This window comes from Planctomycetota bacterium, assembly GCA_033763975.1.
Classification (GTDB): Bacteria; Planctomycetota; Phycisphaerae; order Phycisphaerales; family UBA1924; genus RI-211.
Window position 1 is genome coordinate 205,586 of sequence record JANRJM010000017.1, and the last position, 21,064, is coordinate 226,649.

15 protein-coding genes are annotated in these 21,064 nt (G+C 70.1%); 9 read left to right on the plus strand and 6 right to left on the minus strand.

From position 1 onward, the window contains the following. The first annotated feature begins 59 nt into the window (after positions 1 to 59). Entirely contained in the window at positions 60 to 1,598 is a 1,539-nt protein-coding gene (locus SFY69_11465) for a flagellin (protein MDX2132657.1), read from the plus strand. A 4-nt stretch (positions 1,599 to 1,602) separates the two neighbouring features. On the opposite strand, the gene SFY69_11470 is transcribed toward SFY69_11465, so the two are convergent. From SFY69_11470 to SFY69_11485, 4 genes are all read right to left on the minus strand, one after another. Next, a complete protein-coding gene (locus SFY69_11470; GenBank protein ID MDX2132658.1) occupies positions 1,603 to 3,840 on the minus strand; it encodes a prolyl oligopeptidase family serine peptidase in 2,238 nt (745 codons plus the stop codon). A gap of 211 nt (positions 3,841 to 4,051) precedes the next feature. After that, positions 4,052 to 4,843 carry a LamG domain-containing protein gene (locus tag SFY69_11475; GenBank protein ID MDX2132659.1) on the minus strand — a complete coding sequence of 264 codons (792 nt, stop codon included), beginning with the start codon at positions 4,841 to 4,843 and terminating at the stop codon, positions 4,052 to 4,054. A 396-nt stretch (positions 4,844 to 5,239) separates the two neighbouring features. Next, positions 5,240 to 6,202, minus strand: a complete 963-nt coding sequence (locus tag SFY69_11480) for an ABC transporter ATP-binding protein (GenBank protein MDX2132660.1) — start codon at positions 6,200 to 6,202, stop codon at positions 5,240 to 5,242. A gap of 35 nt (positions 6,203 to 6,237) precedes the next feature. Continuing rightward, positions 6,238 to 8,811: a hypothetical protein gene (locus SFY69_11485; GenBank protein ID MDX2132661.1), complete on the minus strand. Its 2,574-nt coding sequence runs from the start codon at positions 8,809 to 8,811 to the stop codon at positions 6,238 to 6,240. Between the two features lie 53 nt (positions 8,812 to 8,864). Here SFY69_11485 and SFY69_11490 point away from each other — a divergent pair, with 53 nt between their 5' ends. The 3 genes from SFY69_11490 to SFY69_11500 all read left to right on the plus strand — a co-directional run bounded on the left by SFY69_11490 (position 8,865) and on the right by SFY69_11500 (position 10,711). After that, complete coding sequence (locus SFY69_11490; protein ID MDX2132662.1) at positions 8,865 to 9,128, plus strand: hypothetical protein; 264 nt, start codon at positions 8,865 to 8,867, stop codon at positions 9,126 to 9,128. A 59-nt stretch (positions 9,129 to 9,187) separates the two neighbouring features. After that, positions 9,188 to 9,952, plus strand: a complete 765-nt coding sequence (locus SFY69_11495) for a nucleoside monophosphate kinase (protein MDX2132663.1) — start codon at positions 9,188 to 9,190, stop codon at positions 9,950 to 9,952. A gap of 135 nt (positions 9,953 to 10,087) precedes the next feature. Then, the gene (locus SFY69_11500) at positions 10,088 to 10,711 is read left to right on the plus strand and encodes a nucleoside monophosphate kinase (GenBank protein ID MDX2132664.1); all 624 of its coding nucleotides are present in this window, start codon (positions 10,088 to 10,090) and stop codon (positions 10,709 to 10,711) included. 198 nt (positions 10,712 to 10,909) lie between these two features. Here the strand turns inward: SFY69_11500 and SFY69_11505 are convergent, their stop codons facing one another. Then, on the minus strand, positions 10,910 to 11,668 hold the full coding sequence (locus SFY69_11505) for a type II secretion system protein (GenBank protein ID MDX2132665.1): 759 nt from the start codon (positions 11,666 to 11,668) through the stop codon (positions 10,910 to 10,912). A gap of 182 nt (positions 11,669 to 11,850) precedes the next feature. On the opposite strand from SFY69_11505, the gene SFY69_11510 reads away from it, so the two are divergent. The 5 genes from SFY69_11510 (at position 11,851) to SFY69_11530 (ending at position 17,619) form a co-directional block, all read left to right on the plus strand. Continuing rightward, positions 11,851 to 13,170, plus strand: a complete 1,320-nt coding sequence (locus tag SFY69_11510) for a nucleoside permease (GenBank protein ID MDX2132666.1) — start codon at positions 11,851 to 11,853, stop codon at positions 13,168 to 13,170. A 76-nt stretch (positions 13,171 to 13,246) separates the two neighbouring features. Next, a complete protein-coding gene (locus SFY69_11515) occupies positions 13,247 to 14,596 on the plus strand; it encodes a Gfo/Idh/MocA family oxidoreductase (protein ID MDX2132667.1) in 1,350 nt (449 codons plus the stop codon). A gap of 35 nt (positions 14,597 to 14,631) precedes the next feature. Next, positions 14,632 to 15,600 (plus strand): FAD:protein FMN transferase, encoded by a 969-nt coding sequence (locus SFY69_11520; GenBank protein ID MDX2132668.1) that lies wholly within the window; start codon positions 14,632 to 14,634, stop codon positions 15,598 to 15,600. Next, entirely contained in the window at positions 15,597 to 16,811 is a 1,215-nt protein-coding gene (locus SFY69_11525; GenBank protein ID MDX2132669.1) for a Gfo/Idh/MocA family oxidoreductase, read from the plus strand. The genes SFY69_11520 and SFY69_11525 overlap by 4 nt, the downstream gene beginning before the upstream one ends. Positions 16,812 to 16,815: 4 nt before the next feature. After that, positions 16,816 to 17,619 (plus strand): hypothetical protein, encoded by an 804-nt coding sequence (locus SFY69_11530; GenBank protein ID MDX2132670.1) that lies wholly within the window; start codon positions 16,816 to 16,818, stop codon positions 17,617 to 17,619. Here the strand turns inward: SFY69_11530 and SFY69_11535 are convergent. Beyond that, positions 17,616 to 21,023, minus strand: a complete 3,408-nt coding sequence (locus tag SFY69_11535; GenBank protein ID MDX2132671.1) for a glycosyl hydrolase — start codon at positions 21,021 to 21,023, stop codon at positions 17,616 to 17,618. The genes SFY69_11530 and SFY69_11535 overlap by 4 nt on opposite strands. Positions 21,024 to 21,064: the final 41 nt, after the last annotated feature.

Here is a 21,064-nt window from a genome sequence, read left to right on the forward strand (position 1 = left end):
CGTGGAGCCCCGATAGTCGGGCCGGGTGACCGAATCCTCCCCGAAGTCGTGAGGCCGATATGGGACGCATCAACACGAACGTGCAGTCGCTGCTGGCGCAGCGTGTGCTCGGGACGAACAACCGGGCGCTGAACACGTCGCTCGAGCGGCTGAGCACCGGGCTGCGGATCAACCGCGGCGTGGACGATCCCGCCGGGCTGATCGCGTCCGAGAGCCTGCGCGTCGAGCAGCGCGGGATCAACGAGGCGATCCGGAACATCGACCGCGCTGACCAGATGGTGAACATCGCCGAGGGCGGGCTGCAGGAGATTTCGTCGCTGCTGATCGAGGTGCAGGGGGTCGTGGCGTCGCTGGCCTCGCGGGCCGGGCTGTCCGACGAGGAACGCAACGCCGGGCAGCTCCAGATCGATTCGATCCTCCAGACGATCGACCGCCTCGCGTCGAGCACGAACTTCCAGGGCATCAAGCTCCTGAACGGCAACTTCGACTTCCAGCTCACCTCGATCGCCGGCGGGATCGCCGACGTGCGCGTGGGCGGGGCCCGCTACGACGGGGCGAGCCTCGACGTGAACATGCTGGTGACGGCGTCCGCGCAGCAGGGGGGCCTCTTCCTATCCGCCGGCGGATCGGGGCTGGACCTGAGCGCGGGCAGCGCGCTCGTGCTCGACGTCGCCGGCAGCCTGGGCTCGCGCGAACTCTCGTTCAGTTCGGGCACCAGCCTGGCACGCATCCGCGACACGATCAACACGTTCACCGACGTCACGGGCGTCGAGGCCGTCGTCTCGGGCACGGGGGTGCTGCTGCGGTCCAAGGAGTACGGGTCGAACGAGTTCGTCTCGGTCCGCGTCGTGAACGCCGGGGGCATCAACAGCACCAGCAACGGCGACTCGGGCACGCCCGCGCGCGGCATCTACAACCGCCTCGCGTCGGCGTTCAACTCGAACAACACCACCATCGCCAGCACCTTCACCAACGCCACCAACGCCGTCCGCGACGCCGGCCAGGACATCCGCGCCACCGTCAACGGGATCCAGGCGACGGCCCGTGGCAAGAGCGTCTCCGTCCGGTCCGACACGCTCGACCTCGACGTCGAGCTCAACGCCTCGACGGCGCAGGCGCTGGGCTCGGTCGGGGGGAGCGGCCCATCGTTCACCATCGCGGGCGGGGGCGCGCAGTTCCAGATCGCCAGCCGCGTCGACATCGGCGGGCGCGTGTCGATCTCGATCCCCGATGTCGGCGTCAACTCGCTGGGCAACTCGTCGGTCGGCTACCTGAACTCGCTGGCCTCCGGCGCCCCGCGCAACGGCGTCGACGGCGACCTGGTCGCGGCGCAGAAGGTCATCTCGACGTCGATCCGCCAGGTCTCCGACCTCCGCGGGCGCCTGGGCAACTTCCAGCGCAACGTGCTGGGCGCGACGGTGCGCAGCCTGAACTCGGTGTCCGAGAACACCGCCGCCGCGCAGTCCGTCATCCGCGACGCCGATTTCGCCACCGAGACCGCCACGCTCACGCGATCGCAGATCCTCGTGAGTTCGACGATCAACGTCCTCTCGCTGGCGAACCAGGCGCCGCAGAGCGCCCTCTCGCTGCTGGGCTAGGCGCTCAGCGTCCGTTCCCCGTGAGCATCCCCAACTGACGCATCAGGAAGATGCGCTCGTCCGCGACCTCGCGGATCCGCAGGTTCAGCGGCTTGCCCTGCCCGTGCCCGGCCTCGCGGTCGACCCACAGCAGCACGGGACGCTCGATCGGGTCGCTGGCGGTCGCCGCCCGCAGCGCGGCGGCGTACTTGCGCGCGTGCATCGGGTGCACGCGCGCGTCGTTCTCGCCCGCCGTCACCAGCACCGCCGGGTACTTGATCCCCGGGCGGATGTTCTGGTAGGGCGAGTACTTCAGGATGTACTCGAACTGCGTCGGGTCCGCCGCGCTCCCGTACTCGGGCACCCAGTACTTCGCCATCAGGAAGTCCTGGAACCGGATCATGTCGAGCAGGGGCACGTACACCAGGGCCGCGGCGAACAGCTCGGGACGCTGCGTGACGAGCGTGCCGGTCAGCAGCCCGCCGTTGGAGCCCCCGCGGATCGCCAGGCGCTCGGGGCGCGTGTAGTTCTCGCGGATCAGGTACTCCGCGGCGGACGCGAAGTCGTCGAACACGTTCTGCTTGTTCTCCAGGCGCCCGGCGTGGTGCCACTTCTCGCCGTACTCGCCCCCGCCCCGCAGGTTGGCGACGGCGTACACCCCGCCCGCGTTCAGCCACTGGAACAGGCTGGCCGAGAACGACGGCGTGATCGACACGTTGAACCCGCCGTAGCCGTACAGGATCGTCGGGTTGTCGGCGTTGCGCTTCGTCCCCTTCTTCGAGATGATGAACATGCTGACCTTGGTCCCGTCCTTCGACGGGTACCACACCTGCTCCACGCGCACCGACTCCGGGTCCACCGGCACGGCGGGGCGCTCCCACAGCTCCGGGGCGGCGTTCGGGCTGGCCAGGTCGACGCGGAAGACCGTGCTCGGGTAGTTGAAGCTCGTGAACGACAGGAACGCCTCGGTGCGGTCGAGGTGGGTCGAGAGCCCCGCCGAGCCGATGCCCGGCAGACGCAGGCTGCCCTTCGACCCGCCGTCGAGATCGAACAGCTCGATCGTGCTCGACGCGTTCTTGAGGTACGTCACCGCCAGCACGTTGCCCGCGACGTCGAAGCCCTGGATCACCGCGTCGTCGCGCGTCGGCACCAGCGTGCGCCAGTTCGCGCGATCGGAGTTGTTCAGGTCGACCTTCACGATCCGCCCGTTGGGCGCGTCGATCGTCGTGAACATGTAGTACGTGTCGCCCACCGCCACGCCGTTGCTCTGCGCCTGATCACCCACGCTCAGGAACTCGGCGAACAGCTCGCCCGTCCGCATCCAGCGCGGGAAATCCACCACCCACAGGTCGTTGTTCCGCGTGTCCGTGGCGTAGCTGATCGACAGCCAGCGACCGTCGTCGCTCAGCGACGAGTACGGCCCGTACGTCGTCGCCAGCTTCTGGTCCTCTTCCGGCAGGTACTGCCGGAAGATCAGGCGATCGCTCGACACCGGCGAGCCGACCTGGTGGAACATGATCTGCCCGGAGTACGGATTCGCGATGTCCTTGAGGTTGCGGTAGACAAACCCCGAGCCGTCCGGCAGCCAATCGACGCCCGACACCTTGCCCGGGATGACGTCCCCGAGCATCCGCCCGGTGTCCACGTCCATCAGCGAGACCGTCGTGTTCTCATCGCCCGAGCGGTAGGTCCCCACGGCCGCCAGACGCCCGTCGTGGCTCGGGATGACGTACGTCACGGTGGTGAGGCCGGTCGCGTCGAGCTGCGCGGGATCCACGAGCACGCGCGGCTCGCCCTTGTACCCCTCGCGCCAGTAGAACACCGGCTGGTTCTGATTCCCCTCGCGCTTGGCGTAGAAGTAGCGGTTGCCGCGCATGCCGGGGGCCGAGACCGACCCCACTTCCATCAGCGGGCGAAGTTCCGCCTCGATCGCCTCGCGCCCGGGCAGCCCGTCGAGGAAGGCCCGCGTGTAGGCGTTCTGCGCGTCGGTCCACGCCGCGACCTCGTCGGTCATCGTGCCCATGGCGGCGGGGTTGGAGTTGTTCCCCTCGAGCCAGCGGAAGTTGTCGGTGAGCTGCACGCCGTGCACCGTGTCCGTCACGGGCTCGACCCGCGTCGGGGGCGGGGGCTCGCCGACCGCGCCGGGGGCGATCGTCACCGGGCCGCTGGCTCGCTGCGCGGCGCACCCGGCGAAGATCGAGAACACAACCATCGAAAGGACACCCACCGGCACGGTCACCGACACACCCGACTGCGTGTTCATGAAACGGATCTCCAGGTTGCGATGACTTTATCCGCAGGATCGGAGTTCTGCGCAGGAGCAGCCCTGGGGCACCCGGGGGACCCGTCTGCTTCCCTCGCGCCGGCGCAGCGACCACACCGCCAAGGCCTTTTGGCCAAGGCGGGCCCGGAGGGTCAAAGCTGTCATTCCGCGGGCGGGCGACGCGAACGGACGCGTGCTGCGTCGGCGCGGCTCAGGAGCGCCGACGGCGCGACGCCAGAAGCCCCGCGACGAGCACGGTCCCGGTGATGCCCGGGGCCGGGACGGCGCTGCCCGGGTTCTGCGCAAGGAACACGATCTCGTCTGCCGCGAGCACGCGGTCATAGACCTGGAGATCGTCGACAAGGCCGTTGAAGGTGTTGACGATCGCACCGCTCGGTGTGAAGAACGCGCCGCCGACGACAAACGGCGCATCGTTGCCGAGGATCGGCGTGGAGCCGATGCTGGCCTCGAGAAGGCCGTCCACGTAGAGAGAGAGGTTGCCGCTGATGTCGTACGTGGCGAGCAGGTGATGCCAGGCGCCGTCGGTCACGGTCGAGGTTCCGACCGCGGTCTGCGCGGGCGAGTTCGACTGATAATAGCTCGCCCGCCCCGGCAGGCCGTAGCCGGCGCCGTCCTGGTTGAGACGCATCATGTGCCCGTTGAACGTGCCGGTGTTGTGGCGAGTGACGATGGCCGTCGACGTGCCGTCTGCCACGGTCGTCTGAATCCAGACCGACATGCTGAAGTTCGTGCCCGTCAGCGGCAGCACGTCTCCCATGTTTGCCCAGCCTCCGGAACGCACGTCCAGAGCGCCACCCGCGACGCCGCCAGCGATCATCGCGCTCGCGCCAGCGAGGGCGCCCGGGGCGGTGCCGGCGCTGTCCAGCGCCACGGACGACCCGACCTCGTCGAACGTCCACCAGTTGATGGGGGTGATCGAAGCCGAGGCATGCCCGGCCAGACCGACGACGAAGACGACGGACGCGGTAGACCACATGTTCATTGCTCACTCCCTCGGCCTGCGACCTCGCACGAAGGGAGGAGTCTACCGAAGGGCGTCGGCATGGCAATGTCCGCCGGTCCCGCTCGACCGCTTCTTCGCGCTCGGCGAACAATGCCGGGCCCGAGAACACGCCGACGCGCGCCCAGGGTGCGCGCGTCCCGCGAGGCCGGCAGTCGCGCGCCGTCGAGGCGATTATCGGGCCCGGACTCCCCCGAGCACTTCCCGACACCCTGGCCGTGCGGCGCTTCGCACCTTCACGCCTCGCGCGGTCCGAACCGAAGAGCCACCCGCGCGGGAACGACGGTCATCGGTGTTGCGATCACCACGTGCGACGTCTCACGCGCTCCTCGTGAGCTCAGCGTCGTGCGGCGATCTGCCGGCAGGATTCTCATCGCCTTACTGCACCAGCCCCTTGGTCAGGCGCATGAACGCCGTCTCGAGGTTGACCGGCTCCTCGGCGAACTTGGTGACGCGGAAGCCGTTGTTGACCAGCACGCTGGGGATGTCGCTGAAGGCGTGCCCGGGCGAGTCGTCGAACTGCAGGTGCAGGACGCGTCCGCCCCGCCCGTTGACGGTGGTCGGATCGTCGGGCGCGACGGTGACCTTCTTGACGCCCTGGATCTTGGCGAGCAACTGGGCCGCCTGCTCGACGCGCTCGGTGACGCCCACGTGCAGCACGTGCCCGAGCTTGGCGCGCCGGAGGATCTCGTCGACCGTGCCGTTGAAGAGCAACTGCCCGCGCTCGATGATGCCCACGACGTTGCACAGCTCGGCCAGCTCCGGCAGGATGTGGCTCGAGATGAGGATGGTCTTGCCCATCCGGCGCAGTTCCTTGAGCAGCTCGCGCATCTCGATGCGGGCGCGGGGGTCCAGCCCGCTGGCCGGCTCGTCCATGAGCAGCACCTTGGGGTCGTGCAGGAGCACACGCGCGACGCTCAGGCGCTGCTGCATGCCGCGCGAGAGCGAGTTCACCTCGGCCGTGGCCTTGTACGTGAGGTCGGTCAGTTCGAGGACGTCCGCGACGACCTTGCGCCGCTGCTGCCCGTGGATGCCGTACGCCGCCGCGAAGAACTCGAGGTACTCGGTGACGACCATGTCCTCGTACGCGCCCATGAAGTCGGGCACGTAGCCGATGAGCGGGCGGATCTGGCGGTTCTGATAGCCGATGGTGAGCCCGGCGATGCTCGCCTGCCCGCTGCTGGGCTTGAGGAGCGTCGCGAGGATCTTGATCGTCGTCGTCTTGCCGGCCCCGTTGGGGCCGATGAACCCGAAGCAATCGCCCTCGTTGATCGTCAGGTTGAGGTTGTTGAGCGCGACAAGCTCCGCGTATCGCTTCGTCAGGTTGATCGTCTCGATCATCGGCACGATCAAGGTCTCCGGCCCGGCCGCACGCCTCAGCGCGGGTCGGCGGGCGATTCCACGGGTGGGGCCGTCGGCCCTGCGTCCGGCGCGTCCTCCACCGACCCCGCAAACCCCGGAGGCGAGGGAGGCAGAGGATACACCCAGCGGACGACCGTCCGCCCCAGCACCGGGGCTTCTTCCCCGTTGACGGTCAGGGGCACCGGCGGCGCGAGGCCGTCTCCGTCCCCACCCAGGTGCCCGATGACGATGACACAGGGCTGCGTGAACCAGCGGGCCAGGTCCCAGCCGTGCGTGGCGCGCCGCTCGGCGATGTAGTCCTGGGCCATGTTGCTGTCGAGTTCCGGGGGCGGGAGCAGCGGGAAGAGCGCCAGCGCCGTCAGGCGTTCGGGCGCCCGCGCCACGTCCGTCGCTCGTTCCTGCACCATGGTGAAGCTCTGCTGCCCGTAGAAGGAGGGCCGCAGCCCGCGGAGGTACGACTCGAGCAGCGCCCCCTCGCTCCCGCCGTCCTCGCGGCGTTGGCGGGGCGTGGTGAGCAGCCCGACGTCCAGCGGCGTGTTCGCGGGCCAGTCGCGCACCGAGTACGCGTACGCCGAGGCCAGCACGGCCGACTGCACCGCGCCGCTGCCCGACACGGGACGCGGGAGCGTCACCTGCCCGCGCACCACGATCAGCGTGACGTCCGTCAACGGGCCCGGCAACTTGTGCACCAGCGTCCCGTCGAGCACCGGGCGATCGCTCCCGGGCCCGCTGCCCGGCACGAGCGTGAGCACCCCCGGCCCGCCGTCGGCGCTCACCGGGATCGGCATCTCCCAGCGCGGCCCGCCCGCCCAATCGACCTGCACCTGCTTCGAGGTCGAACGCGACGGGACCGTCACCTCGTCCATCTTGCGCGTGCGGATGACGTACGACCGAAGATCCGTGAACCCCGACCATGACGTCTCGTCGCCGGGCCCGTCCCACGGCGCAATCGCCGTCAGGCTGCGCCCGTCATCGACCCCGCCGGGCACGGCGAAGGTCGCCTGCCCGTACCAGGGCACGAGCACGCTGGCCCACATCCGCGCGCGCTGCACCGGCTGCCCGTAGACGTGGTCCAGCAGCGTCACGTGGCGCCCTTCCACGCGCCCCGGCCGCAGCAGCGTCGCCCCGCCCCACGCCAGGCCCGTGAACGCCAGCCCGACCCCGAGGAACGCGAGCCACGCGTGACGCTGGTGCCCGCGGGCCCGCAGCGCGGCGAAGCCCAGCGGGCCCGCGACGAGCCAGTACGTCACGAACACCACGAACCCCGCCAGCACGCCCACCGCCGCCCGCCCGCGCAGCGCGATGAGCCGCTCGATGTCCTGGTCGTACGCCCAGGGCTGGCGAGACAGCGCCAGCGGCGCCGGGCCGCTCGTCGTGGTATCGCGCAGTTCTTCCTTCAGGCGTCCGCGCTTGCCCAGAATCCGATGCCAGAACACCTCCGCGTCGATCAGCCCGCCCTGCGACAGCGACGTCTGGTTGAGATCAAGCCCGACCAGCGTGACGGCCCCCGCGCCCACCAGCCGGCGCACCGCCACGCACCGCCCGTCGGGCCCGTTGAGAATCTCCATCGCGTCGTTCAGGCGCGCGTCCTCGAGCCGGCGGAACGTGTGCACCACGCCCGACCGGGGCCAGTTCACGCCCGTGTTCAGCCGCACGTTGACCAGCGGGCGGTACGGCGCGAGATCGACGTTCTCGTTGCGCTGCACCGCCACCAGCGGCATGATGTCGTGCAGGTCGTTGCTCTGCGCGTTGGTCCATGTCTGGCCGACCTGCGGGAGCACGATCACCAGGTGCCCGCCCCGCGTCACCCAGTCGCGCACCGCGCGGGCGCGTTCGCCCCGGACCTCAGCCGGGTCGCCCTTGCCCCACACGAGCGCGTCCAGGCTGGCGAACCCCATCCAGCGATCGGGCAGGCGCGACGGGGAATCGACCAGCGCCAGTTCGATCCGCTCGTGCCCGCGGGGGTGGTACGCCGAACCCTGGTCCGCCTCCGCGTTGTACACGCCCAGGCCCAGCGGGTTCGAACCCACCAGCCCCATGACGCCCACGCGCGGGTCGAGCACAGGCTTGCCGCTCACGCCCGGCTGCAGCACCGTTCGCGCCAGCAGCGTGCCGGCGCGGAATCCCTTCGTGGCGAGGTCCTCCTCGGCCTCGTGCACCGTCACGACGAACGCCTCCGACACGCCCTCGCGGAACGGCAGCCGCACGTACACCCATTCCAACTGCTCGACGCCCGGGTTCAGCGTCCGCTCGATCTCGTACGAAGGCGAATCGCCGTCGGGGTCGGTCAGGGCCACGCGGATGAGCACCTGGCGCTGCGTGGATCCGTTGTCCCGGATCCGCAGGCGCACGCCCGCCCAGTCGCCCCGGCGCGAGAGGTTCCCCACGCCGAACTCGGCGAGGTCGATCGAGATGTCTCCGAAGACGCTCGGCGCGGGCGCGTTGGTGCCGCCCGGGTCCGCGCCGGTGGGCACGCCGTCCTGCCCACGGGCCGGCGCCGCCGCGACCGCGAGTCCGAGAAGCCACGACAGGCAGGCGATCCAGCCTGCCCAGCCCGCCCCGATGATCCGTGGTTCCGCGCGATGCACGGGCGATTCTACCGGGACTCAAGCCGCAGGGTTCACCGATCGATGACTTCCGCATGGAGGAGTTCTCGGGTCCGGCCTGGGTGGTGCTCGCGATCATCGCCTTTGCGGCGGTCGTGGGCATCCTGCACAGCGTCGCCGCGGCTGCCCGCAACGACATCTACCTGCACGACCTGCGCGTGCAGGTGAACCGCCTCCGCCAGGAGCAGTTCGACCGCCTCCGCAAACTCGCGGACAGCGCCGGGCGAACCCTCCCCAAGGCCGCGCCCCCCGCCGCCAAACCCGCCGAGCCGACGCAGCAGCACCGGAAGGCGGCGTAAAGTCCTCGCCGCGATCGCTCGCCCCCTTTCGCCTACCGATCGCCGCGCGGAGTCCACCCATGGCGCGCTTTCAGTCCATTCTTCTCTTCGGGGCGCCCGGCGCGGGCAAGGGCACGCAGGGCAAGATCCTCGGCCAGATCCCCGGCTTCTACCACCTCTCCTGCGGCGAGGTCTTCCGCACGCTCGACATCAACAGCGACCTTGGCCGCACCTTCGTCCAGCACTCCTCCAAGGGCCTTCTCGTGCCCGACGACGTCACCGTCAAGATGTGGCACCAGAACATGCACGCCCGCACCGTGCTCAGCGACTACAAGCCCAACGTCGACCTGCTCGTGCTCGACGGCATCCCCCGCAACGTCAACCAGGCGCGCCTCCTCGAGAAGCACATCAACGTGCTCCAGGTCATCCACCTCGTCTGCCCCAACAAGGAGGAAATGGTCCAGCGCCTCCACCGGCGCGCCCTCAAGGAAAACCGCTTCGACGACGCCAAGGAAGACGTCATCCGCAAGCGTTGGCAGATCTACGAGAAGGAAACGTTCCCCGTCCTCGAGTACTACCGCGCCGATCTCGTCCGCGAGGTCGACGCCACCGGATCTCCGGCCCGCGTGCTCGAGCACATCCTCGAGTGGGTCGTGCCCATCCAGGAAGCACACTTCAACAACCCCATCACCGGTGAGAAGATCGCCGACCCGGCGCCCCCCAACGGCGTGCACCCCGCCCCGCCCTCGACTGTCCGCGTCGAGGGGCCCCCGCCCGCCCGCACGCGCGCACCGAGCACCGGCACCCGTCGCGGCGCCCGTGCCGCGGCCCGCGGACGCACCTAACCCGCCCGCCACCGCCGCCCGCCCGCCCGAGAACCCGGCGACCATCCGCGCGCGTCGGTTCGGCGCTGCGTTTTGACCGGCGTCTGGGTACACTCACGCCCTTCGCCCGCCACCGTCGCCGATCGGGGGAACGCCGTGTCCGGACCGTACCAGACCATCCTGCTGTTCGGCCCGCCCGGCTCGGGCAAGGGCACCCAGGGCGAGATCCTCGCGAAGATCCCCGGCTTCTTTCACTGCTCCACCGGCGCGATCTTCCGCTCGCTCGACATGTCCAGCGACATCGGCAAGCTGTTCTACCAATACTCCTCGCGGGGCGAGCTCGTCCCCGACGACGTCACCATCCGCATCTGGAGCCAGAACCTCTACGCCCACGTCATCCTCGGCACCTTCAAGCCCAGCCAGGACCTGCTCGTGCTCGACGGCCTGCCCCGCACCGTCAACCAGGCGAAACTGCTCTACAAGTACATCAACGTCCTGCGCATCATCAACCTCGTCGCGAAAGACCGCGAGGCGCTCTTCGAGCGCATGAAGAAGCGGGCCCTCAAGCAGAACCGGGTTGACGACGCCCAGGACGATGTCATCCGCCGGCGTTTCGAGGTGTACGAGGCCGAAACGCGCCCGATGCTCGAGTTCTACGACCCCGACCTCATCAGCGAGGTCGACGCGATGGGCTCACCGGCCGAGGTGCTCACGCAGATCCTGGAGGCCGTGGTGCCGATCCAGAGCGCCCACTTCAACAACCCGCTGGGGGGTGGGTGAGCGTCGCGCAGGGCGACACTGCGCACGCTGCGTTCCCCAGGAGCGGAGATTCCAAGGCGAAGTCGAGCGACCGTTGCCGAATCTGCGGAAGAGCCGAACCGCTTTCCGATTCTCGACAGTGTACTTGCGCGTTCCCCGCCTTCGCGGGGCCCTGCCATTCAGCGGCGACCCCGACCGCGCCCGAAAACTGGGCTCAAGCTAAGGCAGGAACGTGTACTCCGCCGTCGTGTTCTCGACGCCCGGTGGCACGGGCACGCGCGTCCGCACGTGCATGTCGACGAACAGCAGCCCCGCTTCGACCCGGTTCGGATGGAACCAGCGCATCCCGCGGTCGCCCCCTTGTTGATAGTTGTAAATCGAGTGCGTCCCGATCACCCACGTCTTGGACGTGTTGGTCACCGGCGGCATGCGCCCGCCCCCGAGCGGCACCAGCGTCGCCTGCTCCTCGCCCGCCAGTGTGTGGTCGTTCAGCGTGTACGAGCATCCGATCAGGTCGTACATCGAGTCCGTCCGCTCGAACCCGGGGATCGGCACGCCCGTGCTCGACGCTCCCTTGTCGCTCGGCGACCGTGCCCACGCGAGGTCCACCGAGCCTGGCGTCTTTTCGTCCTCGTACGCCTGCTCGGACAGATACCCGTTCAGCGGGCGCCGCGCCGCCCCGATCTCGTCGATGGCGTAGAACGGCAACTGCCCCTTCTTGCCCGCGAAGAGCGCGCCGATGACGCTTTCTCCCCCTTCGGGCAGCGGCCCCTTCATCTGCGGCAGGCGCTCGGGGAAGTCGTTCAGGTAGGCCGTCAGCCCCACGCCGATCTGCTGGAGCCGCGCCCCGCACACGGTGGCCCGGGCGGTCATGCGCGCCTGCCCGAGGGCGGGCAGCAGGATGCCGATGAGCACGGCGATCACCGCGATCACGACCAGCAGTTCGATGAGCGAGAACGCGTGCCGGCGGGTGATCACGGGCGGATGGTACCCCCGCCCCGCGCGCGGGCCCGGCGACGTCCCCGGCGCCAGCGCGATGCCCCGAGGCCCGCGCGACGCGCTTTCCCCTCGGGCGGGCAAGTCTGTAGACTGGCCCGCTTCCACGCCGCGCGTCGGACGGCATTCGCCCGTCCGCGCTCGACAGCACGGGGGACTCCTCGATGGATCACTCGAACACGGGCAATCCGAACGCCGCCGGCGGCGTCGGCGTCGTCGCCCGCCTCAGCGTCATGATGTTCCTGCAGTTCTTCGTCTGGGGCGCCTGGTACGTCTCGATGACCGGGTTCATGAACCGCACCGACATGGGCGGGCTGATCCCGGCGGCGTACTCCGTGGGCCCGATCGCCGCGATCCTCTCGCCGTTCTTCCTCGGGCTCATCGCCGATCGCTACTTCCCCACCGAGCGCGTGCTCGCCGTGATGATGCTGCTGGGCGGGGGCATCCTCTTCGCCGCCCCGGCGGTCGCCGAGGCGTACAACCCCGAGACCGACGGCTCGGCCTTCTTCCACCCCTACACGCTCGTGCTGCTGGGACACATGCTGTGCTTCATGCCCACCCTGGGGCTGACGAGCAGCCTCTCGTTCCACAACCTGCCCAACCGCGAGAAGCAGTTCCCGCTCGTGCGTGTCTGGGGCACGATCGGCTGGATCGCCGGCAACATCGCCGTGAGCTTCCTGCCCGGAAAGGACCAGGCCGCCGAGCAGTTCTACCTGGCCGGCGTCGCGGCGATCGCGCTGGGGCTGTACTCGTTCACGCTGCCCCACACGCCCCCGCCCGCGCGGGGCAGCAAGCCCAGCGTCCGCGAGATCCTTGGGCTCGACTCGATCGCGCTCCTGGCCAAGCCCAACTACGCGGTCTTCATGGTGTGCTCGTTCCTGCTGTGCATCCCGCTGGCGGGGTACTACGCCTTCGCGCGGAACTATGTTGAGGCGGCCGGGGCGGTCGTGAACGACTCGGCGGTGTTCACGATGTCGTTCGGGCAGATGTCCGAGATCCTGTTCATGCTGGTGATGCCGCTGTGCTTCGCGCGCCTGGGCGTGAAGTGGATGCTCGCGATCGGCATGCTCGCCTGGGTCGTGCGCTACGGGCTCTTCGCCGGGGCGTGGGACGGGCGGGTGGAGTGGATGATCCTGGGCGGCATCCTGCTGCACGGCATCTGCTACGACTTCTTCTTCGTGACCGGCATGATCTACGTGGACAAGGCCGCCAACCCCCGGATCCGCAGCCAGGCTCAGGGGTTCCTCGTGCTCGTGACGCAGGGCCTGGGCATGTTCATCGGGGCGCAGGCGTTCGGACGCCTCGTCGGGCACTTCACGACCGACGGGCCCGACGGCGCGACCGTCCTGGCCTGGAAGGACATCTGGCTGTGGCCGTGCGTCTTCGCCGGCGTCATCATGCTCGTCTTCATCGCGCTGTTCCGCGAGCGTGCCGCGAGCGCGGCCCCGCAGACAGGGCTTGAACCGCCCGGCCCGACCCGGTAGCCTGCGCGGGGCGCGCGTCCTTCGCGCGTTCCTTCCCCGATCGTTCCGCCTCGCACGACCTCCAGGAGCGCACTCCATGACGCACGAACCCGCCCCGCACGCCGAGCACGGGCAGTCCCGGCGCTCGTTCCTCTCCACCGCGGCGCTCATCGCCGGCGCGGGCGCCCTCGCGGCGTGCGCCACCAAGGGCAAGCCCGTCGCCAGCGCGGGCGCCACCTCCCCCGCCCCCACCGCCAAGCCCCGCGTCCCGCTGAGCGAGGGCGAGACGATCCGCATCGGCGTCATCGGCACCGGCGGCATGGGCACCGGGCACGTGCACGCCTTCTGCAACATCATGAAGAAGAACCGCGAGAAGGTCCACGTCGTCGCCCTCGCCGACGTCAACGACCTCTTCGTGCAGAAAGCCCAGGCGCACTGCCAGAAGGAATACCCCGACGTCAGCGTCGAGACCTATCGCGACTACCGCCAGCTCTTGGCACGCCAGGACATCCACGGCGTGCTCATCGCCAGCCCCGAGCACTGGCACGCCGACCACGCCATCGACGCGCTCCTCGCCGGCAAGGACGTCTACCTCGAGAAGCCGATGACGCTCAACCTCGCCGACGCGCTGCGCCTGCGCAAGGTCGTGCGGGCCAACCCCGAGCTCATCATGCAGGTCGGCACGCAGTACGCCGCCCAGCCCAAGTACCTCGAGGCCAAGAAGCTCATCGAGAGCGGCGAGCTCGGGCCGGCCCTGTGGAGCCAGTGCTCCTACTGCCGCAACACGCCCAAGGGCGAGTGGAACTACTACGGGATCGACGACAAGTGGCAGCCGGGCGTGAACCTCGACTGGGAGCAGTGGTGCCGCCCGATCGGCAAGCGCGCCTGGGACCCCAAGGTCTACATCCGCTGGCGGCGCTACCGCGAGTGCTCGACGGGCATCGTGGGCGACCTCCTCGTGCACGAGATGACCCCGCTCTTCGCCGCGATGAACAACTGCGGCTGGCCGGTTCGGGTCAGCGCCATGGGCGCCCACCATGTCGACAAGGAGATGGAGAACCACGACCAGGTGAACCTGACCGTGCAGTTCGAGAACGGGCACACCATGATTGTCGCGGGCAACACGAACAACGAGGCCGGGCTCGAGAAGATGATCCGCTGCCAGAAGGGCAACATCTTCCTCAACAGCCGGCACTGCGTCGTCCGCCCCGAGCGCGCCTGGCAGGCCGAGGTCGAGGAACGCACGATCAACTGCCCCGACGTCGGCGACGAGCAGGACCAGCACCGCGTCAACTGGCTCTCGTGCATGCGCACCCGCCAGCAGCCGTTCAGCGACATCGAGCAGGGCACCAAGGTCATGGTCTGCGTGGACCTCGCCACCCGCGCGATGTGGGAGGGCGGGTCCTGGTCGTTCGATCCCAAGACCATGAAGGCCACCCGCGCCTGAGCACGCCCGACCTCGTGCGCCTCGCGGCGTACGCCATGGGTTGCCGCTTCGAGCTCGTCCTCGCCGGGACCGACGCGCCCACGCTGCGCGCCGCCGGCGACCGCGCGCTCGACGAGATCGCCTCCCTCCACGACCGCCTCTCCGCGTTCGACCCCGTCAGCACCCTCTCGCGCATCAACCGCGAGGCGCACACGGCGCCCATCGCCGTCGCGGGTGATCTCTTCGACCTGCTCGCCCTGGCGCACCGGGTCTGGGCCGAGAGCGCCGGCGCGTTCGATCCCACCATCGGCCCGCTCATGCGCCTCTGGGGCCTGCGGGGCGAATCCCCGAACTGTCCCCCCGACCACGCCGCCCTCGACGCGGCCCGCGCTCGCGTCGGCTTTGCGCACGTCGATCTCGACGCCGCGTCCTGCTCCGTACGACTCGCCCGACCCGGCATGCAGCTCGACCTGGGCGCGATCGCCAAGGGGCACGCCATCGACGTCGCGCTGGCGATCCTCCGCGACGCCGGCGTTCCCGCGGCCCTCATCCACGCCGGCACCAGTTCCGTCGGCGCCATCGGGGCGCCCCCGGGGCTGCAGGCCTGGCACGTCCGCGTGCGCCCGCGGGCGCCCGGGCCGACCCTGGGCGTGCGCCTGCGCGATGCGTGCCTGGGTGTCAGCGAGCCGGGCGGGCGGGTCGCGCACGTGGGGAGTCGCGATGTCGGACACGTCATCGACCCGCGATCGGGCGTACCCGTCGAATCCGCCGGGGCCGCCCTCGTCGTCGCCCGAAGCGGCGCGCTCGCCGACGCGTGGTCGACGGCGCTGCTGGTCCTCGCCCGGCGGCCGACTACCCTCGACGCGGCGTCCGACGGGCCCGCGACGGGCCCCACGACGAGCACCACGACGAGCGCCGTGCTCGCGCGCGGCGCCTGGACCATCGACGACCCGCGCGGGTGCATAGACGTGGACGCGCCCGCCGATTCGCACACCACTCCCCCGCCTCTCGGAGGTTCCACATGAGCCAGTTCGACCGCCGAACGTTCCTCGCCACCGCCGCCGGGGCGGCACTCGTCGCCCTGACGCCCGGCTCGCTCCCCGCCGCCGTCCGCGCCCACGGCGCGCCGCTCGGGGTGGGCATCGTCGGGTGCGGGCGCCAGGGGCGCCGGCTGCTGCTCGAACTGGTGGAGCGCCTGGGCGCGGGCGCGAAGGTCGTGGCGCTGTGCGACACGGTGGAGCGCAACGCCGAGAGCCAGGCCAGCCGCGCGCGGGGGGCCAGGGTCTTCGCCGATCACGCGGCGATGCTGCGCGACGCCCCCGAGGTCGAGGCGGTGATCATCGCGACGCCCACGCACCTGCACAAGGACATCGCGTTGGCGTGCATCGCCGCCGGCAAGCACGTGTACTGCGAGGCGCCGATCGCCCACACGGTGGAGGACTGCGTGGCGATCGCCAAGGCCGCCCGGGGCTCGGGCAAGGTCTTCGCCGTCGGGTGCGAGGGGCGTTCGAACCCGGTGTACCAGCTCGCGCGGACGTTCTTCCGGTCCGACGCGGTGCGAGACCTGGTGTCGATGTACGCGCAGAACCACTACAAGACGCCCTGGGGGCGCCCGGGCGACTGGTGGCTCGATCCCTCGGTCTCGCTTGGGCTCGCGGGCGAGTGGGGCGTGCAGCAGTTCGACGTGCTGCACTGGTACCGGGGCTCGTACCCCGCGAGCGTCAGCGGGCACGGGTCGATCCGCCTGCACCAGGACGGGCGCGAGGTCCACGACGCCATCCGCTGCACCTTCCGGTGGGACGATGATCGCGAGGCCCACTACGACGCGACGTGCGCGAACTCCTTCGGCGGGCGGCACGAGACCTTCACGGGCGTCAACGCCGCCATCAAGCTCGCGTGGTCGCATGCCTGGATGTTCAAGGAGGCCGACGCGCCCACGCAGGGCTGGGAGGTCTACGCGAACCGTCAGCAGTTCCACAACGACGAGGGCATCACGCTCATCGCCGGCGCCACCAAGCTCGCCGAGCAGGGCAAACTCAAGGAGGGCGTCGGCCTTCCCTACCCGCCCCACTACTACGCCCTCAACGACTTCCTCGCGTCGATCATCGACAAGGCCGAGGTGCGCTGCTCGGCCAGCGAGGGCGCCCGCGCCACGATCGTCGCCATCCACGCCGCCCGCGCCGTCAAGGAAGGCACGCGCGTCGACATCGACCCCGCGCTGCTGAGGGAGGTCTAGCCAGATGCCCGTCTCGGTTCTCCGTCGTCTCCCCACCGGCGCGCGTCTGGGCGTCGTCTTCGCCTGCCTCGTGCTGGCCATCGGCCTGGGCGCCTCGGCGCTCCATATCAAGTGGCACTACGAGAAGCGCGACGAACGCCCGGGCCTCTCGCCCGACGACATCCAGGGCGCGTACCACGGGCTGCGCACCCGCGCGCCGCTCGTCGAGGCACTGGAACGCAACCACCCCGAGACCCAGCCCGCGGCGCGGCGTGACGCCCTGCTCGACTGGCTGCTCGGCAAGAAGGACGCCAACGGCCAGCGCCCCGCCGGCGGCAACCCGCGCCTCAGCACCGAGTACGACAACCTCGACCTGGGCGACATGGCCCCCGCCGAGATCATCCGCGCCGACTGCCTCTCGTGCCACGCCCGCTCCGTCGCCGAGCAGCACCCCATCGCGAAGACCATCCCCCTCGACTACTGGGACGACGTGCGGGCCCTGGCCACCTCGCGCGACGTGAAGCCCGTCGACCCCAAGGTCCTGGCGATCTCCATCCACGCGCACGCCCTGAGCCTGGGCATCATCGCCATCGGCGTGGGCGCGCTGCTCTGCCTCACCCGCTGGCCGCGCGGGCTCGTCGGGGGCCTGACCGCGCTGGCCGGTCTGGGCCTGCTGCTGGACTTCGTCGGCCAGATCGGCGCGCGCGAGATCGCCGGCGCCTTCTGGCTCATCATCGTCGGGGGCGGCGTGTTCAACGCGCTCACCGCCCTCATGCTCGTGCTCATCTCGCTCGACGTCGTGCTGCCCCGCCAGCGAGACCCCGCCTAGCGCGTCCACTCCGGCAGTCGCCCGGGCGTCCACGGCGCGCCCGCCGCCTCCATGTCTCGCTCCAGCGCCGCCAGGTCTTCGGTGATCAGCCGGCGCAGGTCCGCGAGCGTCCGCTCGAACTCGTCGCACGCGAGCGCGTACTGCTCGCGCTGCGTCGTCGTCGGCGCCTGCGTCGTGAACAGCAGCGACGAGACCGCCTCCGACACGCGCGACGAGATCGACGGCGGCTCGGGCTCGGCACGGCGCGACAGCGTCGGATCGCCCCGCAGCGACGCCTGCACGTCGGCCACGCGCCGTCGCACCGCCTCGATGCGCGCGAGCACCGCGCCGTCGAGCCCGGGCGTCATCTTCGCGCCCTTCAGCAGGTGCTCCAGGCGTCCCTGCACCTCGCCCGCCACCGACGACGCGCCCTCGACCGCACGCTGCAGGTTCGCGAGCTTGCGCTCGAAGTCGAACTTGTCGTCGCGCGCCTCGTCGCGCACCGAAAGGGGCGACAGGTTCGCGTCGACCACCGTCACCTCCACACGCTCGCCCAGCGGCGTTTCCACGCCGTCCACCAGCGTCGCCAGTTGGGCCCCGTACGTGCCCGGCGGCACGAGCGTGCCGTCCGTCTCCACGTCCCAGGGGTCCAGCCCGCGCGTGCCCAGCGAGACGGGCGAGCTCGACGCGTACCGCAGGTTCCACGCCACGCGGTGCAGCCCCGCCTCCCGCGGCACTTCCAGCCGCCGGATCACCTCGCCCGATCCGTCGCGGATCACCAGCAGCACCTTGGGCTCGGGCTCGCGGTCCTCCGCGCGGAAGTCGTCCACGCTCGGGTACGTCCACCCGTCCTTCTTCTCGGCCTCGGCACGGCGCTCCTTGCGCGACATCACCTTGTCCTTGAGGTAGTACGTAAACACCGCGCCGAAGGGCGGGTTCTTGGCCGCGTAGTGATCGGCCCCCACCCACCCGCGTCCGAACGTGCCCCCCAGGCGCGAGGTCTCGATGTAGCTCAGCGCCGGGCGGGGCGTCAGCAGCAGCGCGTCCTGCTGCAGCGCGTCCTCGTTCAAACTCCGCAGGGGCGAGTAGTCGTCGAGCACGTAGAACCCGCGCCCGAACGTCGCGATCACCAGGTCGCTCTCGCGCCGCTGGATCTCCAGGTCGCGCACCGCGATCGTCGGCACGCCCCCGAGTTTGAGCCACGTCTGCCCCGCGTCCAGCGACGTGTACACGCCGAACTCGGTGCCCACGAACAGCAGCTCGGGCCGCACGTGGTCCTCCACGATCGACAGCACCGTGTCCTTCGCCGGCAGGTCGCCCGCGATGGGCGTCCACGTCCGCCCGCGGTCGTCGCTCCGCAGCACGTAAGGCGTGAAATCCCCGTTCTTGTGGTGGTCGAACGTCGCGTACACCCGGTCCGGGTCGTGGCGCGACGCCTCCAGGTCGCTCACGTACGTCATCTCGGGCACGCCGGGCACCTTGTCGATCTTCCGCCAGGTCTTCCCCGCGTCCTCGGTCACCTGGATCAGCCCGTCGTCGGTGCCGACGTACAGCAGCCCCTCCACCATCGGTGATTCGCTCAGCGACACGATGTTCCCGTAGATCGAGGTCGACATGTGCTTCGCCACGGCGTCGGGCTTCTGCACCACGCCCATCACCGTGAGCCGGTTGCGATCAACGCCCCGGGTCAGGTCCGGGCTCACCGTTGTCCACGTGTCGCCCCGGTCGTCCGAGCGGTGCAGCACGCGCGAGCCGAAGTACAGGCGCTTCCCGTTGTGCGGGCTGATGGTGAGCGCCGAATCCCAGTTCCACACGAAGGGCGCTTCGCCCGCCTTCTCGCGCGGCTTGATGTCAACGATCTCCCCCGTCCGCCGGTCGAACCGGATCAGCCCCGCGTGCTGCCACTGGCTGTACACGATGTTCGGATCGTCGGGGTCCACCGCCGGCTCGAACCCGTCGCCCCCCACCGTGACGAACCACGACTCGCTGGGGATGCCGATGCGGTCGATCGTGCGGCTGGGGCCGCCGAGCGTGTTGTTGTCCTGCGTCCCGCCGTACACGTTGTAGAAGGGCTTCGCGTTGTCGACCGCCACGCGGTAGAACTGCATCACGGGCAGGTTCGGGACGTGTCGCCAGTTGGCACGGTCGAAGGTCTCGTAGATGCCCCCGTCGTTCCCGGCGATCAGGTGGTCGGTGTTCTTGGGGTCGATCCACAGCGCATGGAAGTCGACGTGCGTGTCGGCGATCGGCACGCGCGTGAGCGTCGCCCCGCCGTCGTCGGTCACGTGCATGAACGTGTCCATCGTGTAGAACCGGTCCGCGTTGTGCGGGTCGGGCACGAGCTCGTTGTAGTACTGGGGGCTGCTCGTCATGTACGAGCTGCGCTTCTCCCAACTCTCGCCCCGATCGGTCGACCGGAACACGCCCCCCTCGCCCTGGGCCGCCTCGACGATCGCGTACACGATGTCCGGGTTCGCGGGGCTCACCGCCATCCCGATGCGTCCCTTGTCGACGCTCGGGAGGCCCTTCTCGATCTTCCGCCAGGTCGCGCCCGCGTCGGTGCTCTTGTAGATCGCCGACTCGGGCCCGCCGTTGATGAGCGTCCACACGTGGCGCCGGCGCTGGTAGGCGCTCGCGTACAGCACGTCGGGGTTGCGGGGGTCCAGGTGCACCTCGTTGACGCCCGTGTCGTCGGAGATGTGCAGCACGCGCGCCCACGTCTGCCCGCCGTCGGTCGTCTTGTAGAGCCCGCGGTCGCCCCCGCTCCGCCAGAGCGGGCCCTGCGCCGCGACGTACACCACGTTCGAGTCGCGCGGGTCGACGACGATCTCGCCGATGTGCTCCGATTCCTTCAGCCCGACGTTCGTGAACGACTTACCCGCGTCGCGAGAGACGTACACGCCGTCGCCCCACCCCACCGAGCGCTGCGAGTTGTTCTCCCCCGTGCCCACCCACACCACGCTCGGGTTGCTCGGGTCCATCGTGACCACGCCGATCGAGTACGACCCGTACGAGTCGAACACCGGCGTCAACGTCACGCCCCCGTTGGTCGTCTTCCACACGTTGCCCGACGCCACCGCCACGTAGAACTCGTGCGGCCTGGCCGGGTGCATCGCGAAGTCGGCGATCCGCCCCGAGAACAGCGCCGGCCCGATCGACCGCAGCGGCATGCCCGCCAGCAGCCCCGCGTTCAGCTTCGGCTCCTTCTTCTCCGCACCGTCCGCCGGCTTCTTCTCCGGCTCCGCCGGCGTCGGCGCAGGGGGCTGCGGCGGGGGTGTAGGGGTCGGCGTGGGGGTTGGCGTCGGGGTTGGCGTCGGGGCCGGCTGCGACGCGGGCTTCTGCCCCTGCCCCGCCAGCACCGCGCTCAGCACCAGCGCACCCGCGGCCAATGCCGCGCCACGCAACGTCATCCGGGCTTCTTGCATCCGCTCAGGATACCGGCCCGCCCGCACGCCGTCCCGCCCCC